The sequence below is a fragment of the Psychrobacillus sp. BM2 genome (genome assembly GCF_048572895.1).
GTDB lineage: Bacteria > Bacillota > Bacilli > Bacillales_A > Planococcaceae > Psychrobacillus.
The window spans coordinates 2940091-2958531 of record NZ_CP183878.1; the positions used below are offsets into that span (position 1 = coordinate 2940091).

General features: G+C 37.7%; 16 protein-coding genes. 1 reads left to right on the forward strand and 15 read right to left on the reverse strand.

Features of this window, described 5'->3' with window-relative positions; all coding sequences use genetic code 11:
• Positions 1-794 precede the first annotated feature (794 nt).
• The 8 genes from ACN6MX_RS14430 to ACN6MX_RS14465 form a co-directional block, all read right to left on the reverse strand.
• Positions 795-2726, reverse strand: coding sequence for an FtsX-like permease family protein (locus ACN6MX_RS14430; protein WP_419959558.1), 1932 nt, complete (start codon positions 2724-2726; stop codon positions 795-797).
• The gene (locus tag ACN6MX_RS14435) at positions 2698-3471 is read right to left on the reverse strand and encodes an ABC transporter ATP-binding protein (RefSeq protein ID WP_419959559.1); all 774 of its coding nucleotides are present in this window, start codon (positions 3469-3471) and stop codon (positions 2698-2700) included. Before ACN6MX_RS14435 ends, ACN6MX_RS14430 begins: the two co-directional genes overlap by 29 nt.
• Positions 3431-4477, reverse strand: a complete 1047-nt coding sequence (locus ACN6MX_RS14440; RefSeq protein ID WP_419959560.1) for a sensor histidine kinase — start codon at positions 4475-4477, stop codon at positions 3431-3433. Before ACN6MX_RS14440 ends, ACN6MX_RS14435 begins: the two co-directional genes overlap by 41 nt.
• A gap of 1 nt (position 4478) precedes the next feature.
• Positions 4479-5183 (reverse strand): response regulator, encoded by a 705-nt coding sequence (locus tag ACN6MX_RS14445; protein ID WP_419959561.1) that lies wholly within the window; start codon positions 5181-5183, stop codon positions 4479-4481.
• A gap of 679 nt (positions 5184-5862) precedes the next feature.
• Positions 5863-6597, reverse strand: a complete 735-nt coding sequence (locus ACN6MX_RS14450; RefSeq protein WP_419959562.1) for an amino acid ABC transporter ATP-binding protein — start codon at positions 6595-6597, stop codon at positions 5863-5865.
• Between the two features lie 36 nt (positions 6598-6633).
• Positions 6634-7323 carry an amino acid ABC transporter permease gene (locus ACN6MX_RS14455; RefSeq protein ID WP_340763250.1) on the reverse strand — a complete coding sequence of 230 codons (690 nt, stop codon included), beginning with the start codon at positions 7321-7323 and terminating at the stop codon, positions 6634-6636.
• Entirely contained in the window at positions 7310-8140 is an 831-nt protein-coding gene (locus ACN6MX_RS14460) for an amino acid ABC transporter substrate-binding protein (RefSeq protein WP_419959563.1), read from the reverse strand. The genes ACN6MX_RS14455 and ACN6MX_RS14460 overlap by 14 nt, the downstream gene beginning before the upstream one ends.
• Positions 8141-8650: 510 nt before the next feature.
• The gene (locus tag ACN6MX_RS14465) at positions 8651-9643 is read right to left on the reverse strand and encodes a lipoate--protein ligase (protein ID WP_419959564.1); all 993 of its coding nucleotides are present in this window, start codon (positions 9641-9643) and stop codon (positions 8651-8653) included.
• Positions 9644-9765: 122 nt separating this feature from the next.
• Here ACN6MX_RS14465 and yhfH point away from each other — a divergent pair, with 122 nt between their 5' ends.
• The gene (gene yhfH / locus ACN6MX_RS14470; protein WP_211895213.1) at positions 9766-9891 is read left to right on the forward strand and encodes a protein YhfH; all 126 of its coding nucleotides are present in this window, start codon (positions 9766-9768) and stop codon (positions 9889-9891) included.
• A gap of 367 nt (positions 9892-10258) precedes the next feature.
• Here the strand turns inward: yhfH and ACN6MX_RS14475 are convergent, their stop codons facing one another.
• From ACN6MX_RS14475 to hemH, 7 genes are all read right to left on the reverse strand, one after another.
• On the reverse strand, positions 10259-12448 hold the full coding sequence (locus ACN6MX_RS14475) for a YhgE/Pip family protein (RefSeq protein ID WP_419959565.1): 2190 nt from the start codon (positions 12446-12448) through the stop codon (positions 10259-10261).
• 66 nt (positions 12449-12514) lie between these two features.
• Positions 12515-13084 (reverse strand): TetR/AcrR family transcriptional regulator, encoded by a 570-nt coding sequence (locus tag ACN6MX_RS14480; protein ID WP_419959566.1) that lies wholly within the window; start codon positions 13082-13084, stop codon positions 12515-12517.
• A gap of 90 nt (positions 13085-13174) precedes the next feature.
• Positions 13175-13639: a FixH family protein gene (locus ACN6MX_RS14485; protein ID WP_419959567.1), complete on the reverse strand. Its 465-nt coding sequence runs from the start codon at positions 13637-13639 to the stop codon at positions 13175-13177.
• Positions 13636-15030, reverse strand: a complete 1395-nt coding sequence (locus ACN6MX_RS14490; protein ID WP_419959568.1) for a sensor histidine kinase — start codon at positions 15028-15030, stop codon at positions 13636-13638. The genes ACN6MX_RS14485 and ACN6MX_RS14490 overlap by 4 nt, the downstream gene beginning before the upstream one ends.
• The gene (locus tag ACN6MX_RS14495) at positions 15027-15701 is read right to left on the reverse strand and encodes a response regulator transcription factor (RefSeq protein WP_419959569.1); all 675 of its coding nucleotides are present in this window, start codon (positions 15699-15701) and stop codon (positions 15027-15029) included. The genes ACN6MX_RS14490 and ACN6MX_RS14495 overlap by 4 nt, the downstream gene beginning before the upstream one ends.
• Positions 15701-16636: a YncE family protein gene (locus ACN6MX_RS14500; protein WP_419959570.1), complete on the reverse strand. Its 936-nt coding sequence runs from the start codon at positions 16634-16636 to the stop codon at positions 15701-15703. The genes ACN6MX_RS14495 and ACN6MX_RS14500 overlap by 1 nt, the downstream gene beginning before the upstream one ends.
• A gap of 877 nt (positions 16637-17513) precedes the next feature.
• Positions 17514-18440 carry a ferrochelatase gene (hemH, locus tag ACN6MX_RS14505; RefSeq protein WP_419959571.1) on the reverse strand — a complete coding sequence of 309 codons (927 nt, stop codon included), beginning with the start codon at positions 18438-18440 and terminating at the stop codon, positions 17514-17516.
• Position 18441 lies beyond the last annotated feature (1 nt).

The following is an 18441-nucleotide window of genomic DNA, read 5'->3' on the forward strand; positions in this document are numbered from 1 at the left end:
AAATCAGGCAAAAGACGCCAGGTCCTTTAAATTCAAAACCTGTTTCTACCGTTTTCAGTAAGCTTTGGACAGACTAGTCGCTATATTATTACCGATTGATTTTTAAAGAAGCTGGTAATTTTATGGCGTTTGTCCCGCATTAACGGGCAGTAGATAACTGCCCGTAAGAGCCCGAATGGTTCAACTAACAATCAGTGGAGAATGAAGCCCCACTGATTGAAGTTTCACTTTTTCTGTCCGTCGCCCTCCTACAATGGTTAGAAACAGGTAAGTTCGTTTTTGGGTAACTAAAGATAAGATACTCCCTATCGATAGAATAAGCTCACGAAGATGCAATTTCGTTCGCTATTTCGCTTCTTTATGAGTCAAACACTTACTATTTCTCTTTATTTCCACTAGTATAAAAGTTAATCTGCTTTCTTCTTCTATCATTGGATAATCGCATTTCTAATTCAAAAGCAATTACAAATAATTTGATCACTCGCTAAAATTTGACCAATCTTATCACCTAAGTGATAAGCTATGCTAAATCCTCTAGAGGAGTACTACACACTAATTGATTGCAGTGGGAGGTGTCGACTCCAGCAGGATGAGTGAGACAGCTGAAACATCACAAGCGAACCCGCAAGCGTCGGTGATGGTTCATCGCTCACCCTACTAAAGCGCATCCACCTGAAACGGAAATCAGTAGTATTATCCATTTTAAATATTGTCACAAACCTAGTGTTCAAAGAATATTTTTATATACTTTCATATTTTTAAAAAAGAAGGCTACTTTCGTAACCTTCTTTTCATTATTGAATATGGGCAAGATATCTCCAACGGATCAAAAAGAAATAAGAAACTTGAATAATCGTGAATGCTATTAACACGAGTAACATTTCCATCGCTATCGAAACTGCTGCTATATCCACCCAAAATGCTTGTAAAAACATAAATGAAAACGTACTATGCAGCATGGCTAATCCCCAAGGTAAGAAAAACTGAGGAATTAACTGGCGATTTACGATTTTCACTAGCTCTCGGTCCGTAACCCCCATTCTACGAAGCACATCATATTGTTTTTTATCACGCTCAAGGTCCGTATAAAGTTTAAAGTAAACAAAACTCCCTGCTGCAAGCAACAATACAGCTGCCACAAGTAGACCAGTAAATAACAATAAGGAAAATGTAGCTCGAATGATCGAATAATTTGAACCAGGATTGGAGAAATAGAAGGTGTTAGGATTTACATCTGAAGTCCCCATAGACTGTGTCATAATTTTATCTAAGTCAGTTCCAACATCCTTTGTGCGAAGCCACTCGGAAACATGAAAAGCATAAAATGTCATGCTAGATTCTCTTAAGCCATACCCATATAAAGGTTCGGTAATGAGTTCGTAATCCTCATCGCTAATGATTAATGATCTATCTTTGATAGCAAGTGAAGGAAAGATCAACCGATCATAAACTCCTTTAATTTGAATAGGTATACTGCTTTCCTCTAACACAGTCTGCTCGTCTTCGGTTCTTATATCTTTATAGTCCTCACGTGTGTTAGGTATGATCATTGCTTCCCCATTTTGTAGGTCAATCAAAGGAATTTTCAATGCAACCGCTAAACTATTCACTTCCGATTCTTTTATAAGATTTACTTTGTTACGTAAATTGGAGGAAGTTTGCTTTTTTACTGTAAACTTAACCAAATCGTAGGATAGCCCTTCCCTTTGAAGCTCTTCGGATAATTTCATCACATGCTCTTCCTCAAAAGGGTTGTCCCAATTACTGGAGTAGAAAATACTGACTGGGTTCATTTCCCGATATTGTGCTGTAAATGAAGTAAACGAGGTTACGACACCAACCGATAGAAAAGCTATGGTCGAAACAACCGTTACTATAAAAAACATTCGAGCATTTTCCCTTACCTTAATAGAACCTTCCGCAAAAGCTATCAATCGAAAAGAACGCCAATACAAATTCTTTCGTTTTCTTATAATATTTAACAAGTACAAAACACTATCCGTATAAAATAGATAAGTACCAACCAACGCCAGTATAATTATGATAAAACTCATAAATACTTTAATTTGAAAAAGTGACAGTATAACTAAACTATAAGCAGCTAAAAGCAATGATAATCCTAAAATTGCCCTTCCCTTACTATAAGCCTCTTGCTCATTTTGCTTACCAAATCCTTTTAGCAGCTGAATAATATTTTTCTTACGAATGAACACAGAGCTACTAAACGAAATAATAATAAACAAGGATAAAAACACAAATATAGTTAATGCAAAGGGCTTCCATGACAGGTACAGGGGTAGACTATCCAGTAAAAACAGCTCTCGAATAACCATAAAGAAAAACTTAGAAAAAGCAAACCCAAAAAAGATACCTACCGTCGTTGATATAAATCCTAAAATCATCGTTTCTAAAAAAATCATCCGATTAAGCTGACGCTTATCCATCCCTAAATTGAGAAGTACTCCAAATTCCTGCGAACGTGCCTGTAAAAAAGCACTCATCGAATAAAACAAAAAAAACAAAGTAAATATAATGAGAATGACCTGTGCTATAAACATTCCGCCAAATGCGATATTCTGTAAAAATTGATCTTCAATATTGGGATGAAACATTAACATAGAGTAGACAAAAAACACTAAAACTGAAAAAATGCTCGCCAATAAAAATGCTGCGTATACGCGGGCATTTCGAATGACATTATGATAAGCGAATTGTCGAAAGGTCATTTACATTTCCACCTAGTAAAGATAAGACATTTAAAATACGTTGAAAGAACGTTTGTCTTCGGTCATCTTTATAAATTTCATTAAAATATTCTCCATCTTTTATAAACAGAACCCGATCACAATAGCTTGCGGCAATCGGATCATGTGTCACCATAATGATGGTCGTATTACTTCTTTTGTTTACATTAGATAGTAGTTCCAATACATCTTTTGCAGCTTTTGAATCCAGGTTTCCTGTGGGCTCATCTGCCAGTATAATAGAAGGTTCATGTATTAATGCTCGTCCAATAGCAGTTCTTTGCGCTTGTCCCCCAGAAATTTCGAATGGTCTTTTTTCTAAAATAGAGGTTATATCAAGCTGTTCTGCAATCCTATTAACTTTTTGTTTCATGACATTTACGGGCTGTTGATCTAAAGTTAGTGGCAATACCATATTCTCTTCCACTGTTAATGCCGGAAGTAAATTAAAGTCTTGAAACACAAAACCAAGCTGTCTTCTGCGGAATAATGATAAATCATTGCTTTTCAATTTCATTGGATCTAAGCCATTAATCGTTATATCTCCGGAAGTTGGGCGATCTATCGTTGATATCAAATTGAGTAATGTTGTTTTACCACTCCCTGATGGGCCCATAACTGCAAGAAACTCTCCTTTTTCCACTTCGAAGCTCAGTTGATTAATCGCTAGATGCGCGACCTTCCCTTCATAAACCTTCGTTATTTCTTCCAGCATCAATATCGACATCGAGTTCACCTCGTTCTGCAGTTTCTTGTTGTTCAAATATAATCGATACAGTCGTTCCTTTTCCTACAGTGGACGCTAATTTCATCTCATGCCCTAATCTATGACAAATTTCCTGAGCCAAATATAATCCCATTCCGGTAGATTCGCCTGTTTTCCTGCCATTTTCTCCGGTGAAAAAAGCTTTCGTCACCCTTTTCATATCAGAGGTAGGAATACCAATACCTTCATCCCTCACAGACAAAATGACGTGATTATATTCATAGGAAGTTTCAAAGTATACCTTTTTATTTTCTTCAAATGTATATTTGACAGCATTCGTTAAAAATTGAGCTATTACAAACCGCAACCACTTCGAATCTGAAGTAACCGTACATTCTTCCGCTATTGAAATAACTGGAAATACATGACTTCCTATAAACAAACGCTTATTACTAGAAACCACTTCCATAACGAGTTGCTTTATATCAATTTGTTCAATTTGCATATCTTCTTCAAATGTATCTAATCGTGCATTCATCAGAACTGCATCCAGACCACGCTTCAGTCGATCCATTTCCTCAGAAACACCAGCTGCATCTACTTGATCATTCCCTTGGGTCATCAACTCTATAACCGAAATAGGAGTTTTCATCTGATGCACCCAGCTATTCATAAATTGTAAATGTCTATTTTGCCTAGCATATAGAAGCTGAACTTCCTTTTGATATAAACGATAAATATGCTGCAAATACATCTCAACCTGTTTTATTTCGGGGGATTTAGCTTCCCTTTGCAATACCCCCTCTATTTCAGTTGGTACGGAAAGAATCTTTTTATAGAATGTATATTTTTTTATAAATAATGTTCCTAAAAAGGTAATGGTCAATATACTAGTAATAACAATGGAATACACCGCGGTATCTATATTTCGAAAGCCATCCAGCCAATATAATAGCATCACAAATAATACTAATAACACCTGAAACACTAAAAATACTAAATGCTCCTTTAAAAACAATCGAATCATTTTATGACTCCTCCGAGCTTAGGATTAGTCGATACCCTGCTCCTCTTACAGTCTCAATCGTTGACAACACATTATAGTCACTTAGCTTTTTTCGAACTCTTGTCATATTTACATTCAATGTATTTTCATCAACAAATGACTGATCATCCCAAAGCTCCTCTAATAGCTGCTCCCTAGTTACAAGCTTCGGATGATTTCGTAACAATAATTCCAATATCGTACATTCTTTCTTTTGGAGCGGAATTTCACCATGTACTGTATGTAGCTCCATTCGTTCCATATAAAGCTGTAGCCTACCAACCTTAACAACTCTTTCTTCTTGCTTGGCAGCATATTCACCGTACGTTCTTCTCAAATGACTTCTTATTTTAGCTAGGACGATTTCATAGTGAAAAGGCTTCGTAATGAAATCATCCCCACCATTCTCAAGCGCAAATATTTGATCCATTTCACCAGATCTCGCAGAAACGAATATAATCGGACAGGTAGTTAATTGGCGCAATTGGCGACACCAATAATATCCATCATACGATGGTAAGTTTATATCTAGTAATACAATATGTGGATCAAACGCAGTAAACTCCTCTACTATTTGATCGAAATCCTCTATAGTATGCACCTCGTAATGATACTTTCTTAAAGTATCTGCAAGCAGTGATGCAATCTTTCGATCATCCTCTACAACTAACACACGATGTGTCGTCACAATAATCCTCCTCCACAAAAACGATTCTTACTTTATCATATCAAAAAATAGCCCAACATACGTCAGACTCTTTCCCATTTATCAATAAATTAATTGAACAAGCTCTTCTTTTGTGATACCACCGAAGTATTTTGGTACGTCTACGTTTGCTAAAAGAGTCTCACCTTTTACTAACTTGGTTAGTTATCTCGTCGTGCAATTGAGAACCTGGTGAGCAAATACACCGCTGCATTTGCTTAAGGGGAAGGCATGAGTCCTCACAAACTACGACACAGTTTTGCGGCTGATTTTATAAGAAACGGGTGGCAATTTCGTCCTTTTGCGAGATTAACTGAGTCACAGCAACATTGAAACCACTTCTCTCTATACCAACCTATCCAATAAAGATAACGAACATGTATTAACCCGGATGGAGACCAATCGTTTAAAGCCTGCGGATATAGAAAAATAAGAGCTACTGAAAAGGACAGACGGCTTAGTAGGCTGTCTGTCCTTTTCCTTATGTGCTTTACTACTGAACTACAACTTTTAGTCTTATTTATTAAAATTCCTTAAATAAGTATTTTGCGAACATATAAAAGATGCAATATTGGCCTATAAATTTATCCTTCGGACATATGTCTGTCCTTATTTCTTCTACCTTATAAACATCTGCATTTTCGACATGTACCCATGTTCATTATTGAATCAGATTCAGGAACTGTCGTGTCCGCTCTTCTTTTGGATTTGTGAACATCTCGGACGGCTGGCTTCGTTCGATGATCTTCCCTTGATCCATAAAGATAACTTCAGATGCTACATCGTTTGCAAATCGCATTTCATGGGTAACTACGATCATGGTAATGCCTGTCCCTGCGAGATTTTTCATGACCTGCAGTACTTCTCCTACGAGCTCGGGATCCAGTGCAGAAGTGGGTTCATCGAACAGCATCACTTTTGGCTCCAACGCAAGAGCTCTGGCAATCCCAACACGCTGCTGCTGTCCGCCAGAAAGCTGATGAGGATAATAGTCAAGTTTGTCTCCAAGCCCTACTTTAGTCAATAGCTGTTCTGCTTGTTGGCGGGCTTCTTCTTTAGATTTCCGTTGCACGATCATCGGCCCTTCCATGACGTTCTGAAGAGCCGTCATATGAGGGAAAAGATTGTAGTGTTGGAAAACCATTGCTGATTTCCTTCTGAAAATATCAACTTCTTTCTTAGGTAAAGGCTTGGAAAAATCAGTCGTTTGGCCGTCAATGGTAATGCTTCCGGCCGAAGGAACTTCCAGTATATTCAGGCAGCGAAGCAATGTCGTCTTTCCGGAACCGGAAGGCCCGATGACAACGACCACTTTACCTTGATTGATTTCCAGGTCAATTCCCTTCAAAACTTCAAGGTCGCCAAATCTTTTGTGCAGTCCATTAATTTTTATCAACCCTATTCTCCTTTCTACTTCATCCGTTCAATTGATTTATATCGATACATAGCGATCGAATCGATTTTCCAATCGGCCTTGGACAAGCGAAAGCAAGAAACAGATGATCCAATACAGAATAGCAACTTCAGTATAAAGCAGCAGTACCTCATAGTTAAATGCCGCAATCTCTTGCGCTCTTCTAAACATTTCTGTTACTAGAATCGCAGATGCCAAAGAAGTATCTTTCACCAGGCCGATGAATGTATTCGAAAGGGGCGGGATGGATACGCGTGTAGCCTGAGGCAAAATCACTCGGCGCAATGTCTGGGAATAAGTCATCCCTATCATTTGTGCAGCTTCCCACTGCCCTTTAGGAATGGACAGGATAGCCGCACGTATCACTTCAGAAGCATAGGCACCCACGTTCAATGAAAACCCAATGACAGCGGCTGGGAACGGATCAATGACAACTCCGACTGATCCCAAACCATAGAATAGAATAAACAACTGTACCAATAAAGGCGTTCCCCGAATGGCGGAGACATACACGCGTGCAATCCATTGGAACGGTTTGATGGTTGATATTCTAGCCAATGCTGTAAGGACCGCTAGTACAAGTCCACAGACGAATGTGATCAGCGACAATGGGAGCGTATATACAACAGCACCCTCTAGCAAAGGCAGGAGGGAGGATTGAGCAATATCTAGATAGCGCTCCATTTTATCAGGATCATTCCAAAACATTTTCGCCGAACCATTTCTCAGAGATTTCGTTATACGTGCCGTCTTCGATCATTTCGTTCAATGCTTCGTTTACAGCTTCCACTAGTGTTTCGCTTCCTTTGCGGAACATCAAACCACTTTGTGCAGCATCGTCTGCTTCTGCTACAACCTTGATATTTGCTTCAGGTTTTTGTTTTTGGAAATCAAGTACAGTCAATTTATCGTTGATTGTTACATCTACACGGTTTGAATTCAACAATTCAATTGCTTGATTGAACCCATCAATTCCAACTAACTCAGCCCCGTAAGACTTAGCCATTTCACCGTAGTTGCTTGTAAGGGATTGCGCAGATTTCAAACCTTTAATGTCTTCAAATGATTTAACGTCATTGTTGTCTGCTTGTGTTACCAATACTGCAGATGATGAAATATATGGATCAGAGAAATCATATTTTTCTTGGCGTTCTGGTTTAATTCCCACTTGATTGGCAATCATATCAAAACGCTCTGAATCTAGACCCGGGAACATTGCATCCCATTGAGTTTCCATGAATTTTGCCTTTACGCCAAGGCGTGAAGCAATTTCTTCCGCAATCTCAACGTCAAAGCCAGTCAACTTTCCAGACTCATCATGGAATGTGAAGGGTGCGTATGTTCCTTCTGTACCGACCAATAGCTCACCGCTGTCTTTTACCTTCGCTAATAGATCCCCTTCGGTATTACCCGATTCGTTTTGATTTTCATTGCTGCCTTCGTTTTCGTTCTCTTTGCCACCGCATGCCACTAACACTAGCACAGCAGAAATAATCAATAATAACAAATAGCTAAATTTTTTCATATTATAATTCCTCCTAATTCAGATTAACTTACTCGGCATTCATTATTTTAATACATGGATACCCACGAGTCAAAGTAAATATCTCCAATTATTAATACCCAAATTATTAAGAATTATCACATTTATTTCGTTCGTTTTTAATATAGTAGAAGGTCCATTTATCGTATGAAATCAAGCTCACGTTACCAGGCATTGTTAAATACTTAAAGAAACATTTAAAGATTTTTCATATCTCTGTTTTTCTCTGTTCAATTCGGAAATTCTAATATAAGTTACTTCAAAACTATGGTAAGGAGTAAATTCTTTCGCTACAAAATTTATACTGCAAATTTCTTAAATTAACCTTTGTCATTAAAATACCTCCCAAAATATAATTTTAGAAGGCAATTTTCAAACCGAATTGTACAAGGGAGTTGCCCCCTTGGCTAGTCTCTTGTCAGAACTCCCTTACCACAAAAGCATTAATATAACAGTGTTTACAGAGTATTCAACTAAGTTTTATACTATTTATCAATAAATTAATTGAATAAGCTCTTCTTTTGTAATACCACCGAAGTATTTTGGTACGTCCACGGTTGCTAACGCCGCTTCAATGCCTTCTTTGCTATATGGTTTGCCAGTTAGTAGCTGTTCTACTTCCGCCATATCTCCTACACCGAAGAAGTCGCCGAAGATTTTCACTTCTTCCATCATTCCTCTATTTACATCTAAACGCACATCTACTCCACCTACTGGGAAGCGATGAGAATGTTTCATATTAAATTTAGGTGATTTACCGTAGTTCCAATCCCATTGTTGGTAACGTTCTTCTGAAAGCTTGTGGATATTTTCCCAGTCCTGCTCTGTTAACTCCCAATACTGGATATTTTCTTTTCCTTCAAAAATGGAAGCAAGAATTTCTAAACGGAACTGTTCGATTGTCATCGGATTATCTAACAGCTCCTTGATGTTTGTTACGCGACTTCGAATAGATTTAATACCTTTAGATTCAATTTTTTCTTTACTTACTTTTAAAGCTGATACAACAGCATCTATTTCTGTATCGAACATTAATGTTCCGTGGCTGAACATTCGGCCGCGAGTTGAGAATTGTGCATTGCCAGAGATTTTTTTTCCTTCTGCCAAAATATCATTTCTACCTGATAGCTCTGCATTTACACCCATTTTAGCAAGTGCATCAATAACAGGCTGTGTGAACTTTTTAAAGTTACGGAAGCTTTCTCCATCGTCCTTTGTTAAAAAGCTGTAATTTAAGTTACCTAAATCATGGTACACAGCACCACCACCAGAAAGTCTGCGAACTGGGATAATCCCATTTGTTTCTACAAAGTCAGTATTTATTTCTTCAATGGTATTTTGATTTCTCCCAATAATAATGGAAGGCTGATTTATGTAAAACAGAAGAAAAGAATCCTTTTCAACGTCCATTGTGTTTAATGCATACTCCTCAATTGCTAAGTTAATGCGTGGATCAGTTATTCCTTTATTATCAATAAAATACATGTTCATCTCTCCTTTAAGATTATTTTATCAAAAGTTCAGTTAATATGTTGACAAATTTAACTGTGTTATAATACAATAACAATAATAAAGATAGTTATATAACAGATGGAGGTGGAACAACTATGTTAGAAAACGTAATTGAATTTTTCCGTAACCTACCCGCTAAGAAATGTGCAACATGTGGTGAAGCAATTGAAGAACAACATGAATGCTACGGGAACCACTGTGATAAATGCACGACACTTTAATAATTGAAAGAATTACCCACTAGATACTCCCCTTTCTAGTGGGATTTTTTATAATCAAAACCTGTTTCTACCTTTTTCGGTAGGCTTTGGACCAACTTGTTGCTGTACTTTATGATCGATTGGATCCTACTTTATCTTTACTTGCTTTCACCCTTTGTTTACTTACTTTCATCTGTTGCTTTCTTGCGGTCGTAAAGTATTTACTTGCTCTTAGTCTATATTTACTTGCGATCTATTACCTTTTACTTGCGGAACGGATAATTTTTCCAAGATACAATATTAACCTACTAGGACAAGATTCATAAGAAGCAAAAATTTTATTCTTCAAACCAAAAACTCATCTCTTTTAAGAGATGAGTTCAAAAGTTTAAGCTTCAACTGTTTCTTTCGAATGACGTTTTTTGAATAGTAGCATGAAATACCCCAAAGTTAGAGCAAGACATACTATCATAAATCCTAATAATACGCTGTTAGTTGACCAGAAACTGCTTATACTTCCCGTTGAAATGGAAGCTTTAAAGCTTTGCACTGAATAAGTCATCGGTAAGAATTTATTAAAGATTTGTAATGGCTGCGGTATTAGCTCCAATGGGAACGTCCCTGCACTAGTTGTCAATTGAAGTATCAAGATGACAATTGCTACAAAGCGGCCTGGATCACCTAGTACCGTTACAAGTAATTGAACGATAGCTAAGTAAGTAAAGCTTGTAATGATTGTCGATAATACAAACAATCCTATACTTTGTGTCTCCAATTTTAAGGCGAACAAAGCGATAGCTACAACTACTAGAGATTGAATAATCCCTACTACTCCTAAAACTGAGATCTTACTCATAAACCAAGACGCACCGCTCGTAGGTTTAATCGCAGACTGAACGAATGGGAATACAATCGATATAAGCAATGCACCTACAAATAATCCAAGAGATAAGAAGTATGGTGTAAATCCTGTACCATAGTTCGGTACTTCATTCACTCCTTCAACTTCCACGTCCACTGGAGATGCTACCATTTCATAAGTGGAATCATTGGCTGATACCTCTTTAGATTGTTCACTAGCATCCTTTAAGCTCGATTGTAAAGTTTCTGTACCAGCTGCTAATTGTTCTGTGCCTTCCGTTAGTTTAGATGAACCATCTGCTAACTCTCCAGATTTCTCTGCTAATGTTCCTGTACCTGTTTTTAACTGACTTGAGCCAGTTGCTAATTCATTTAGACCGACTACTAAACTAGAAGAACCATCATATGCTTGCTGCATACCTGTTGTTAAATCGCTCATTTTCGATGCAAGTGTACTAGTTCCAGTTGCTAAGTTTGCGGAACCTTCTATTAATGCACTTGAAGAGCCATTCAATTGGGAAACCCCTTGTTGTGCTTGTGTATAACCTGCACTAAGCTGATTTGCTCCATCGCTCACTTGAGTAGTACCTGTTGATAGAGCAGCTGTACCATTAGCTAGCTTTTCTAAACCAGCAGATACTGTAGAACTACCAGTTTCTAACTGTTTCATTGTTTCTGCTAATGTTGCTGCCTGTTCAGCCGGTAAAGATGCTGATAACTGATTTAACTGTTGCGATAATGCTTGAATGCCAGCAGTAACCTGTGTAGAACCTTCGGATAATTGATTTGTACTATTATTAATAGTTGCGCTGCTTGATTGTAATGTAGCTAATGATTTTAGTAATTCTTTTTCTTTTTCACTTAATAATTTATAGCTTTCGTTTAATTTAGCTACTCCATTTGTGTACGTTTGAATTCCACTGTTTAACTGTTCTGCTCCTGTAGCAGTTTGATCTACGCCAGCTGCTAATTGCTTTGATCCGTCTGTAAGTGTGGATAATCCACTGTTTAAATCGGTTGAACCAGTTGCAGCTTTTTGTATACCATCCACAACTGTACTAGTGCCATCTCTAAGTTCGACTGTACTACTTGCCAACTGTTCTAAATAGCCTTTTAAATCGGCTGCTCCTGTATTAATTTCTTCTGCACCATCTTTTAATGCTCCTGCTCCATCTGATGCCTCTGCAAAACCGTCTCCCAATTTCGTAATAGAATCAAATAATTGTTCCGCATAGGTTGCAGATACTTGCTTATTTACTTCTGCACGAATTCGGTCCATTGCGGTTTCACCAATTTGAGAGGATAGAAAGTTATATCCTTCATTTGCTTTGTACGTAATGACCATCTTTTGAGGTTCTTCATCTAATAATGTTGTTGCATGCTGTGAAAAGTTTTCTGGAATCTCGATCAATAAATAATAGTCTTCATTTACTAATCCTGCATCTGCTTCTTCCTTTGAAACAGAAACAAACTTAAACTGTCCACTTTCCTTTAATTTCTCCGATAGGTCGTCCCCTAATGATAAAGTAATATCGTTATACTCAGCACCTTCGTCCGCATTGACTACAGCTACTGGTAAATCACTTAAGTTTGCATAGGGATCCCAAAACGCCCATAAAAACATTCCTGCGTACATAACAGGTATGAACAATACCGCAATTATTGGAATAAGTAGTTTCCTATTAGTAAAAATACTTTTCCATTCTGATTTAATCATATAATCTCCTCCTAATACTGTATGACCAATATGTTCATTTGGTCATTTCGTTCCAAAAAATAAGTCTCAAATTATGAGACGTTGAAAAATGATATCTTGGAAAAAGTCTGCTATTTCCTTTTCTGATAAAGATTTTTCATGAGTTAAATTCCAGTCGTTTACAAATGCCAAATATCCTTTTAATAGTAAGTATGCAACTAGTTCACTGTTTACCTGGCGCACTTCACCTGCATTTATATACTTATCAATCTTCTGTTTGATAAAAGAAACAATTGCTTGCTCTATTTGTGCCTTCACTTGTTTAACTGCTGGAGTTTTCCATTCCTGTTCTTCCGCAATAATTTTAGCAAACAACTGGTGAGTATCTCGAAACTCTAGCATTTTCATCAATGCAGCATGCGCATTTTCTTGAAAAGAAGCATCTTCTTTAATCACTTTCGTCGCTTCTTGTTTCATCTCCGTAATAATACGAAGAACGATTTCTTGAAAAAGTACTTCTTTATTTTCAAAAAAAGTATAGATTGTTCCTTTTCCTACATTTGCAATTTTAGCTATTTGCTCCATCGTTGTAGCTTTATAACCAAATAAGGAAAAGGATTTAGTTGCAGCTTCTAATATTTCCTGCCTGCGATCCATTCTATTCACTCCAATCACAAAAAATGACCAGAAAACCAAATTGGTCATCTAGTCATTATAATACACCCATATTATTTCTTTGGCAAGCTTTTATTCATGATTCATATGACTCATAGAATCGTCACTCTCATCCGGAATCACTTTACTCATATCTGGTTCTCCCACAATCAATTCTTGCTTCGGCATAACATGCAGTCCTCTTGCATTTGTATGGGCAAACATATAATAGACTCCATCATGATCAAATGAAAAATTAGCTTCATACACACCGTCTTCTTTTAAATTACCTTCTACCATATGCCCTTCCTCACGCATGCCTGATTCCCACACCTCAAATTCAACCGTAGCATCATCTACAGCTTCGTCCGATTGTGTTACTTTTGCAGATAATACTACATCTTCTACGGATAATGTTTCAGCCGTTTGGATATCTACTACCACCTCTTCTAGTGTACCTTCATTATGATGTGTTGAAGTGCCTTCTGTTGCTTCTTTATCCCCGCAGCCCACAAGTGTCATTGTAGCTAATGCAAGTACTGTTAATGTTTTTTTCATAAAAATGAATCCTCCCAAAGTGGTAATGTTATATACACAGTTGTTCCTTTTTCTATTTCACTTGTAAATGTTAGCTTACCATTTTGTATTTCGATAAGTTGAGAGGCAATGGATAATCCAAGGCCAGTTCCCCCGTCCGCACGACTTCTAGCCTTATTTACACGATAGAATCTTTCCGTAATATGCGCTAGATGCTCTGGTGCAATTCCACAGCCTTCATCTTTAATATGAATAGTTGTTTCGTTTTTCGCAATTTCATTTCCTATAGCGATGGTAGAAGAAACAGGTGAATAGTGAATAGCGTTTTCTAGAATATTGATCAATACTTGTTTGGTCATTTGCTCATCCGCTTTTAGAATTGTTTCCTCGTCTATTATAACAGTAAAACGGATTTGCTTCTTGTCTGCAAATGGCCTTACGAGCTGCAACACCTCACGAACAACCTCAGATAATACTAACGGTAGCATATCAGTATCCTGATTCTGTTCCGAACGTGCTACTGTTAGCAAATCATTTGTCAGTTTCTGCATTCGATTTGCCTCTTGTACAATAAGCGCATAAATCTCTTTCTTCTTTTCCTCAGGAACAAGCTTCTGTTCAAACGCTTCCCCATATCCTTTTATATAACTTATTGGCGTACGAAGCTCATGAGAGACAATAGATAGGAAATCTCTTTTCTTCTCGTCTTCCTGTTGAATAGACGTTGCCATTTGGTTAAAGGTTTTAGCGAGTTCTCCAATTTCATCTGAGGATTTTACTTCTACTCGCGTTTCATATTTCCCCGATGCCATTTCATTGGCTGCAACTTTAAGTTTATCTAAAGGAACAAGGACTTTTTGCAATGTCTTCAAGCTGAGCCATGCCATTATTAGGAGTAGGAGCGATACCGATATCAATAAAAAAATTACATCCTTCGAAGCCATTTCCGTTATTTTCGTTAAAGGTACATATACATAAATAATGCCTTCCAGTCTATTTTCATCCACCAACGGATAAATAACGGATACAACTTCCCGATTAAATCTTTTCTCGTAACCTCGTTTAATAACCGCATCGCCTTCAATAAGCTGAGCCCGCTCGTCAGATCCAATCAATGTCTCAAAATCTACATCAAAAGGTAGACAAGCACTAAGTTCTCTAGGATTTCGTACAGTAAAAACCTCTACATCAGAAAATCGATTGAAGTCCTCCGTTTGTTTGATGAACTCATTACTAACAGCTCCACCCTTATACGTACTTTGTAAGTTTTCTGCCATCTCCACCATCGAGGTTTCCTTATCCTCAACATACAGCTCTTCATATAGAAAATTAGTGAATATTACTAAGAACACAATCGTGATAGTTATGAATAAAAGAAGCAGCATCCAAATTTTAACGGATAGTTTTTTCATTGCACGACCTCAAAGCGATATCCAATGCCCCACACTGTCTCAATATATTTACCTGCCTGCTCTCCTAGCTTTAGTCGCAGCGTTTTAATATGCGTATCAACAGTACGAGTTCCCCCTTCATAATCTATTCCCCAAATTCGTTCTAATAACTGCTCCCTAGAAAAAGCTTTTCCTTCATAATTCATGAATATATGAAGTAGCTCGTATTCCTTTAACGTCAGCTGGATTTTTTGATGATTAACTGAAATTTGTCTACCTACTAGATCATGTTCGATTATTCCTGCTTTATGATGTTCATTTGTTGTAGAAATACCGGCTCTACGAAATATAGCATTAATACGAGCCATTAACTCGATAGCGGTGAAGGGTTTAATGACATAATCATCTCCTCCAAGCTTTAGTCCTTTAACTAAATCTGTTTTAGCATCTAATGCTGTTAGAAAGATAATCGGTATAGAAGAAAACGTTCGTATTTCCTTACAAACTTCAAATCCACTAATGCCGGGCATCATCACATCTAAAAGTATTAAATCCACTTTGGAGGTATGTACAACTTCAATTGCTGCTTCTCCATCCTCTGCATGGAGTACATGATGACCCGCCTGATGTAAATGAAGTTCAACTAGCTTACGCATTTCTCGTTCATCATCTACGACTAATATAGTAGCCATCATTCAACCTCCCTTACGATTAATTGGAATGGGCCTTTTCCGACCTGCAGTTTTTTTGTAATTTCACCGGATTGGATAAAATAAATTTGCTGGTCATCATAGCCTGCGAGCACCATGCTATCTCCAAAGGCACTTATCCAAAACGGATTTGCTCCTGCTTTCATAGAGTTTAAAACTTCACCAGTTTCTGATATTTCATAGACTGTACTACTTCCATGACTCACAGTAAAAATATGTCCATTTGCTGCTCTTGCCATATTGATAGGCATTAATGGAGCCTCAATTTTTCCTATAAGCTCACCGGTTTCTATATTAATTCTTTTGATGGAGCTATTGGGACTACTCCCTGCACCGTGACCACCAAGCCAAAGCTCATTACCCTGTATAAAAAGACCGTGAGAAGAAGTCGGAATCTCCCACTCATCCACTTGTTCCAATTCCATGGTCAGTACAGAAAGGATCTCATCCTTGAAGTTCACGATAAAAATATGCTTCCCGTCAGAAATCATCGCCATTGGATAATTACCGGTAGAATTGGTCTGCAATTTTTTCCCTTCTGTATTATAAAGAGCGACTGTATTGTCCTGTCCATTTGCTATATAGATCTTTCCTTCATATACATACGCATAGGTAGTTCCCTCACCTACATCAATCGAAGCTATCTTTTTACCCGTAGACAATTCAATGAGTACTGCCTTTTCAACGGTATATCCGTATACCAAAAGTAAATCATCCTTCACTAAAGCAAATCCAGTATAGGCTTCCTCTAGCTCCCATGACTCCAGTATTTCAGCCTCTTCTGAGATAAAATCAATACTTCCCCCTAATGTATTTAAGCTTGCAACAAAATCTGTACCGGAGGGGATGGCAGGATAGCTTACCTCTGAACACCCCCCTATAAAGAAAAGTAACAAAAGTATATATAACTTTTTCACCAGCCCACCCCCATTTCTTCCATTATAACGAGAACATGTGAAAAAAGTTTGAAATAGATTTCAATTTTTTGGAGTGCCACCAAACCGGGTCAGAGTTTCACATAAAACCAATGTAGCTCCATAAGGAAAACCGGGCAAAAAAACGCCAGTCCTTTATGATGAAAACCTGTTTCTATCGTTTTCGAAGGGCTTTGGACAGACGTTTTGCTATATTATTACCGTGTTATTTTTTTAGGGATACTGGTTGGTTGTGACGGACGTCACAACCAACCAGTATCCCTTTTTTCGGTAATCTTATGGCGTTTGTCCCCCGTCGCCCTCCTTCAACTCTTAGAATCAGGTAAGTACATTTTTGGATAACTAGAGAAAAGAAACTTTCCAATTCATAGAGCAAGCTCTCGAAGATGCAATTTCGTTCGCTATTTCGCTTCTTTATTTAGTGAACACTTACTATTTCACTGTATTTTCACTAGTAAAAGAAAAACTACTTTCTTCATCCTTCATTTTAGAATAGTATTCCTAATCGGGCAGACGGTTTTATCAGTAAATTTTAACTTTGACTACTGTTATCATTTAATCGATAGTCTTTGCTATATCTAATAGTTGAGTACTACACATTATATTGATTGTAGTGAAAGGCGGCGAATCCAGTGGGATGAGTGAGACAGATGAGACGACACACCGACGCGTAGAGACGGTGATGGCTCATCGCTTACCCCACGAAAAGCGTCCGCCTGAAACGGAAATCAGCAGTATCTATTTATTATTGTACTCTTTAAAATAATAGGAACACTGGGTCCAAGTCACATAATTTTATACTTTCTTATAAAAAATGCCCTAAACACCAAGAAGATGTTTAAGACATTTACCCTAACTATTATTTCAAGTGTTTCAAAACAACATCGGCCATTGCATCGATAAATTGGGCTTGTGCATTTGGCATTTCAGGTCGTACATATGTTGCTCCAATATCATCACATACAACCTTGCATTCATAGTCATTATCATAAAGAACCTCTAAATGCTCTGCAACGAATCCTACTGGCGTATAAACAAATGTTGTATATCCTTTTTGGTCGTGTAATTCACGAGTTAAATCTTGTACATCTGGTCCAATCCAAGGCTCAGGAGTTTGTCCCGCACTTTGCCAGCCCACCGCGTAGTTTTTTACCCCTGCTGCTTTAGCAATTAGATCTGCTGTTTCTTGCAATTGGTCTGGGTATGGATCGCCTAATTCTTTAATTTTTTCTGGTAATGAGTGAGCGGAAACGATTAAGCATGCTTTTTCACGTTGCTCTTCAGTCATTGCTGCGAACGCTTCGCTTACTCTATCACTCCAGTACTGGATGAATTTCGGTTCATCGTACCAGCTTTCAATAGAAGTAATTTTTAGATTACCAAGCTTTTCTGCTTCCTCTTTAATACGGCCATTATAGGATTTAATAGAGAAAGTTGAGAAGTGAGGTGCTAATACCATAGATACTGCTTCTGTAATGCCATCTTTGTGCATTTCTGCAACTGCATCCTCTAAGAAAGGCTCGATATGCTTTAAGCCAATATATAACTTAAATTCAACTTCATCTTGTAATTCATTTAAACGGTCGCATAATCCTCTTGCTTGGCTTTCCGTAATTTTAGCAAGCGGTGAAATCCCGCCTATTGCTTCATAACGATCAGTTAGATCAGCTAGCTGCTCATCGCTTGGTTTACGACCATGTCTGATATGTGTATAATATCGTTCAATATCTGATTCTGAGTATGGGGTTCCGTAAGCCATTACTAATAATCCCATTGTTTTTTTCATC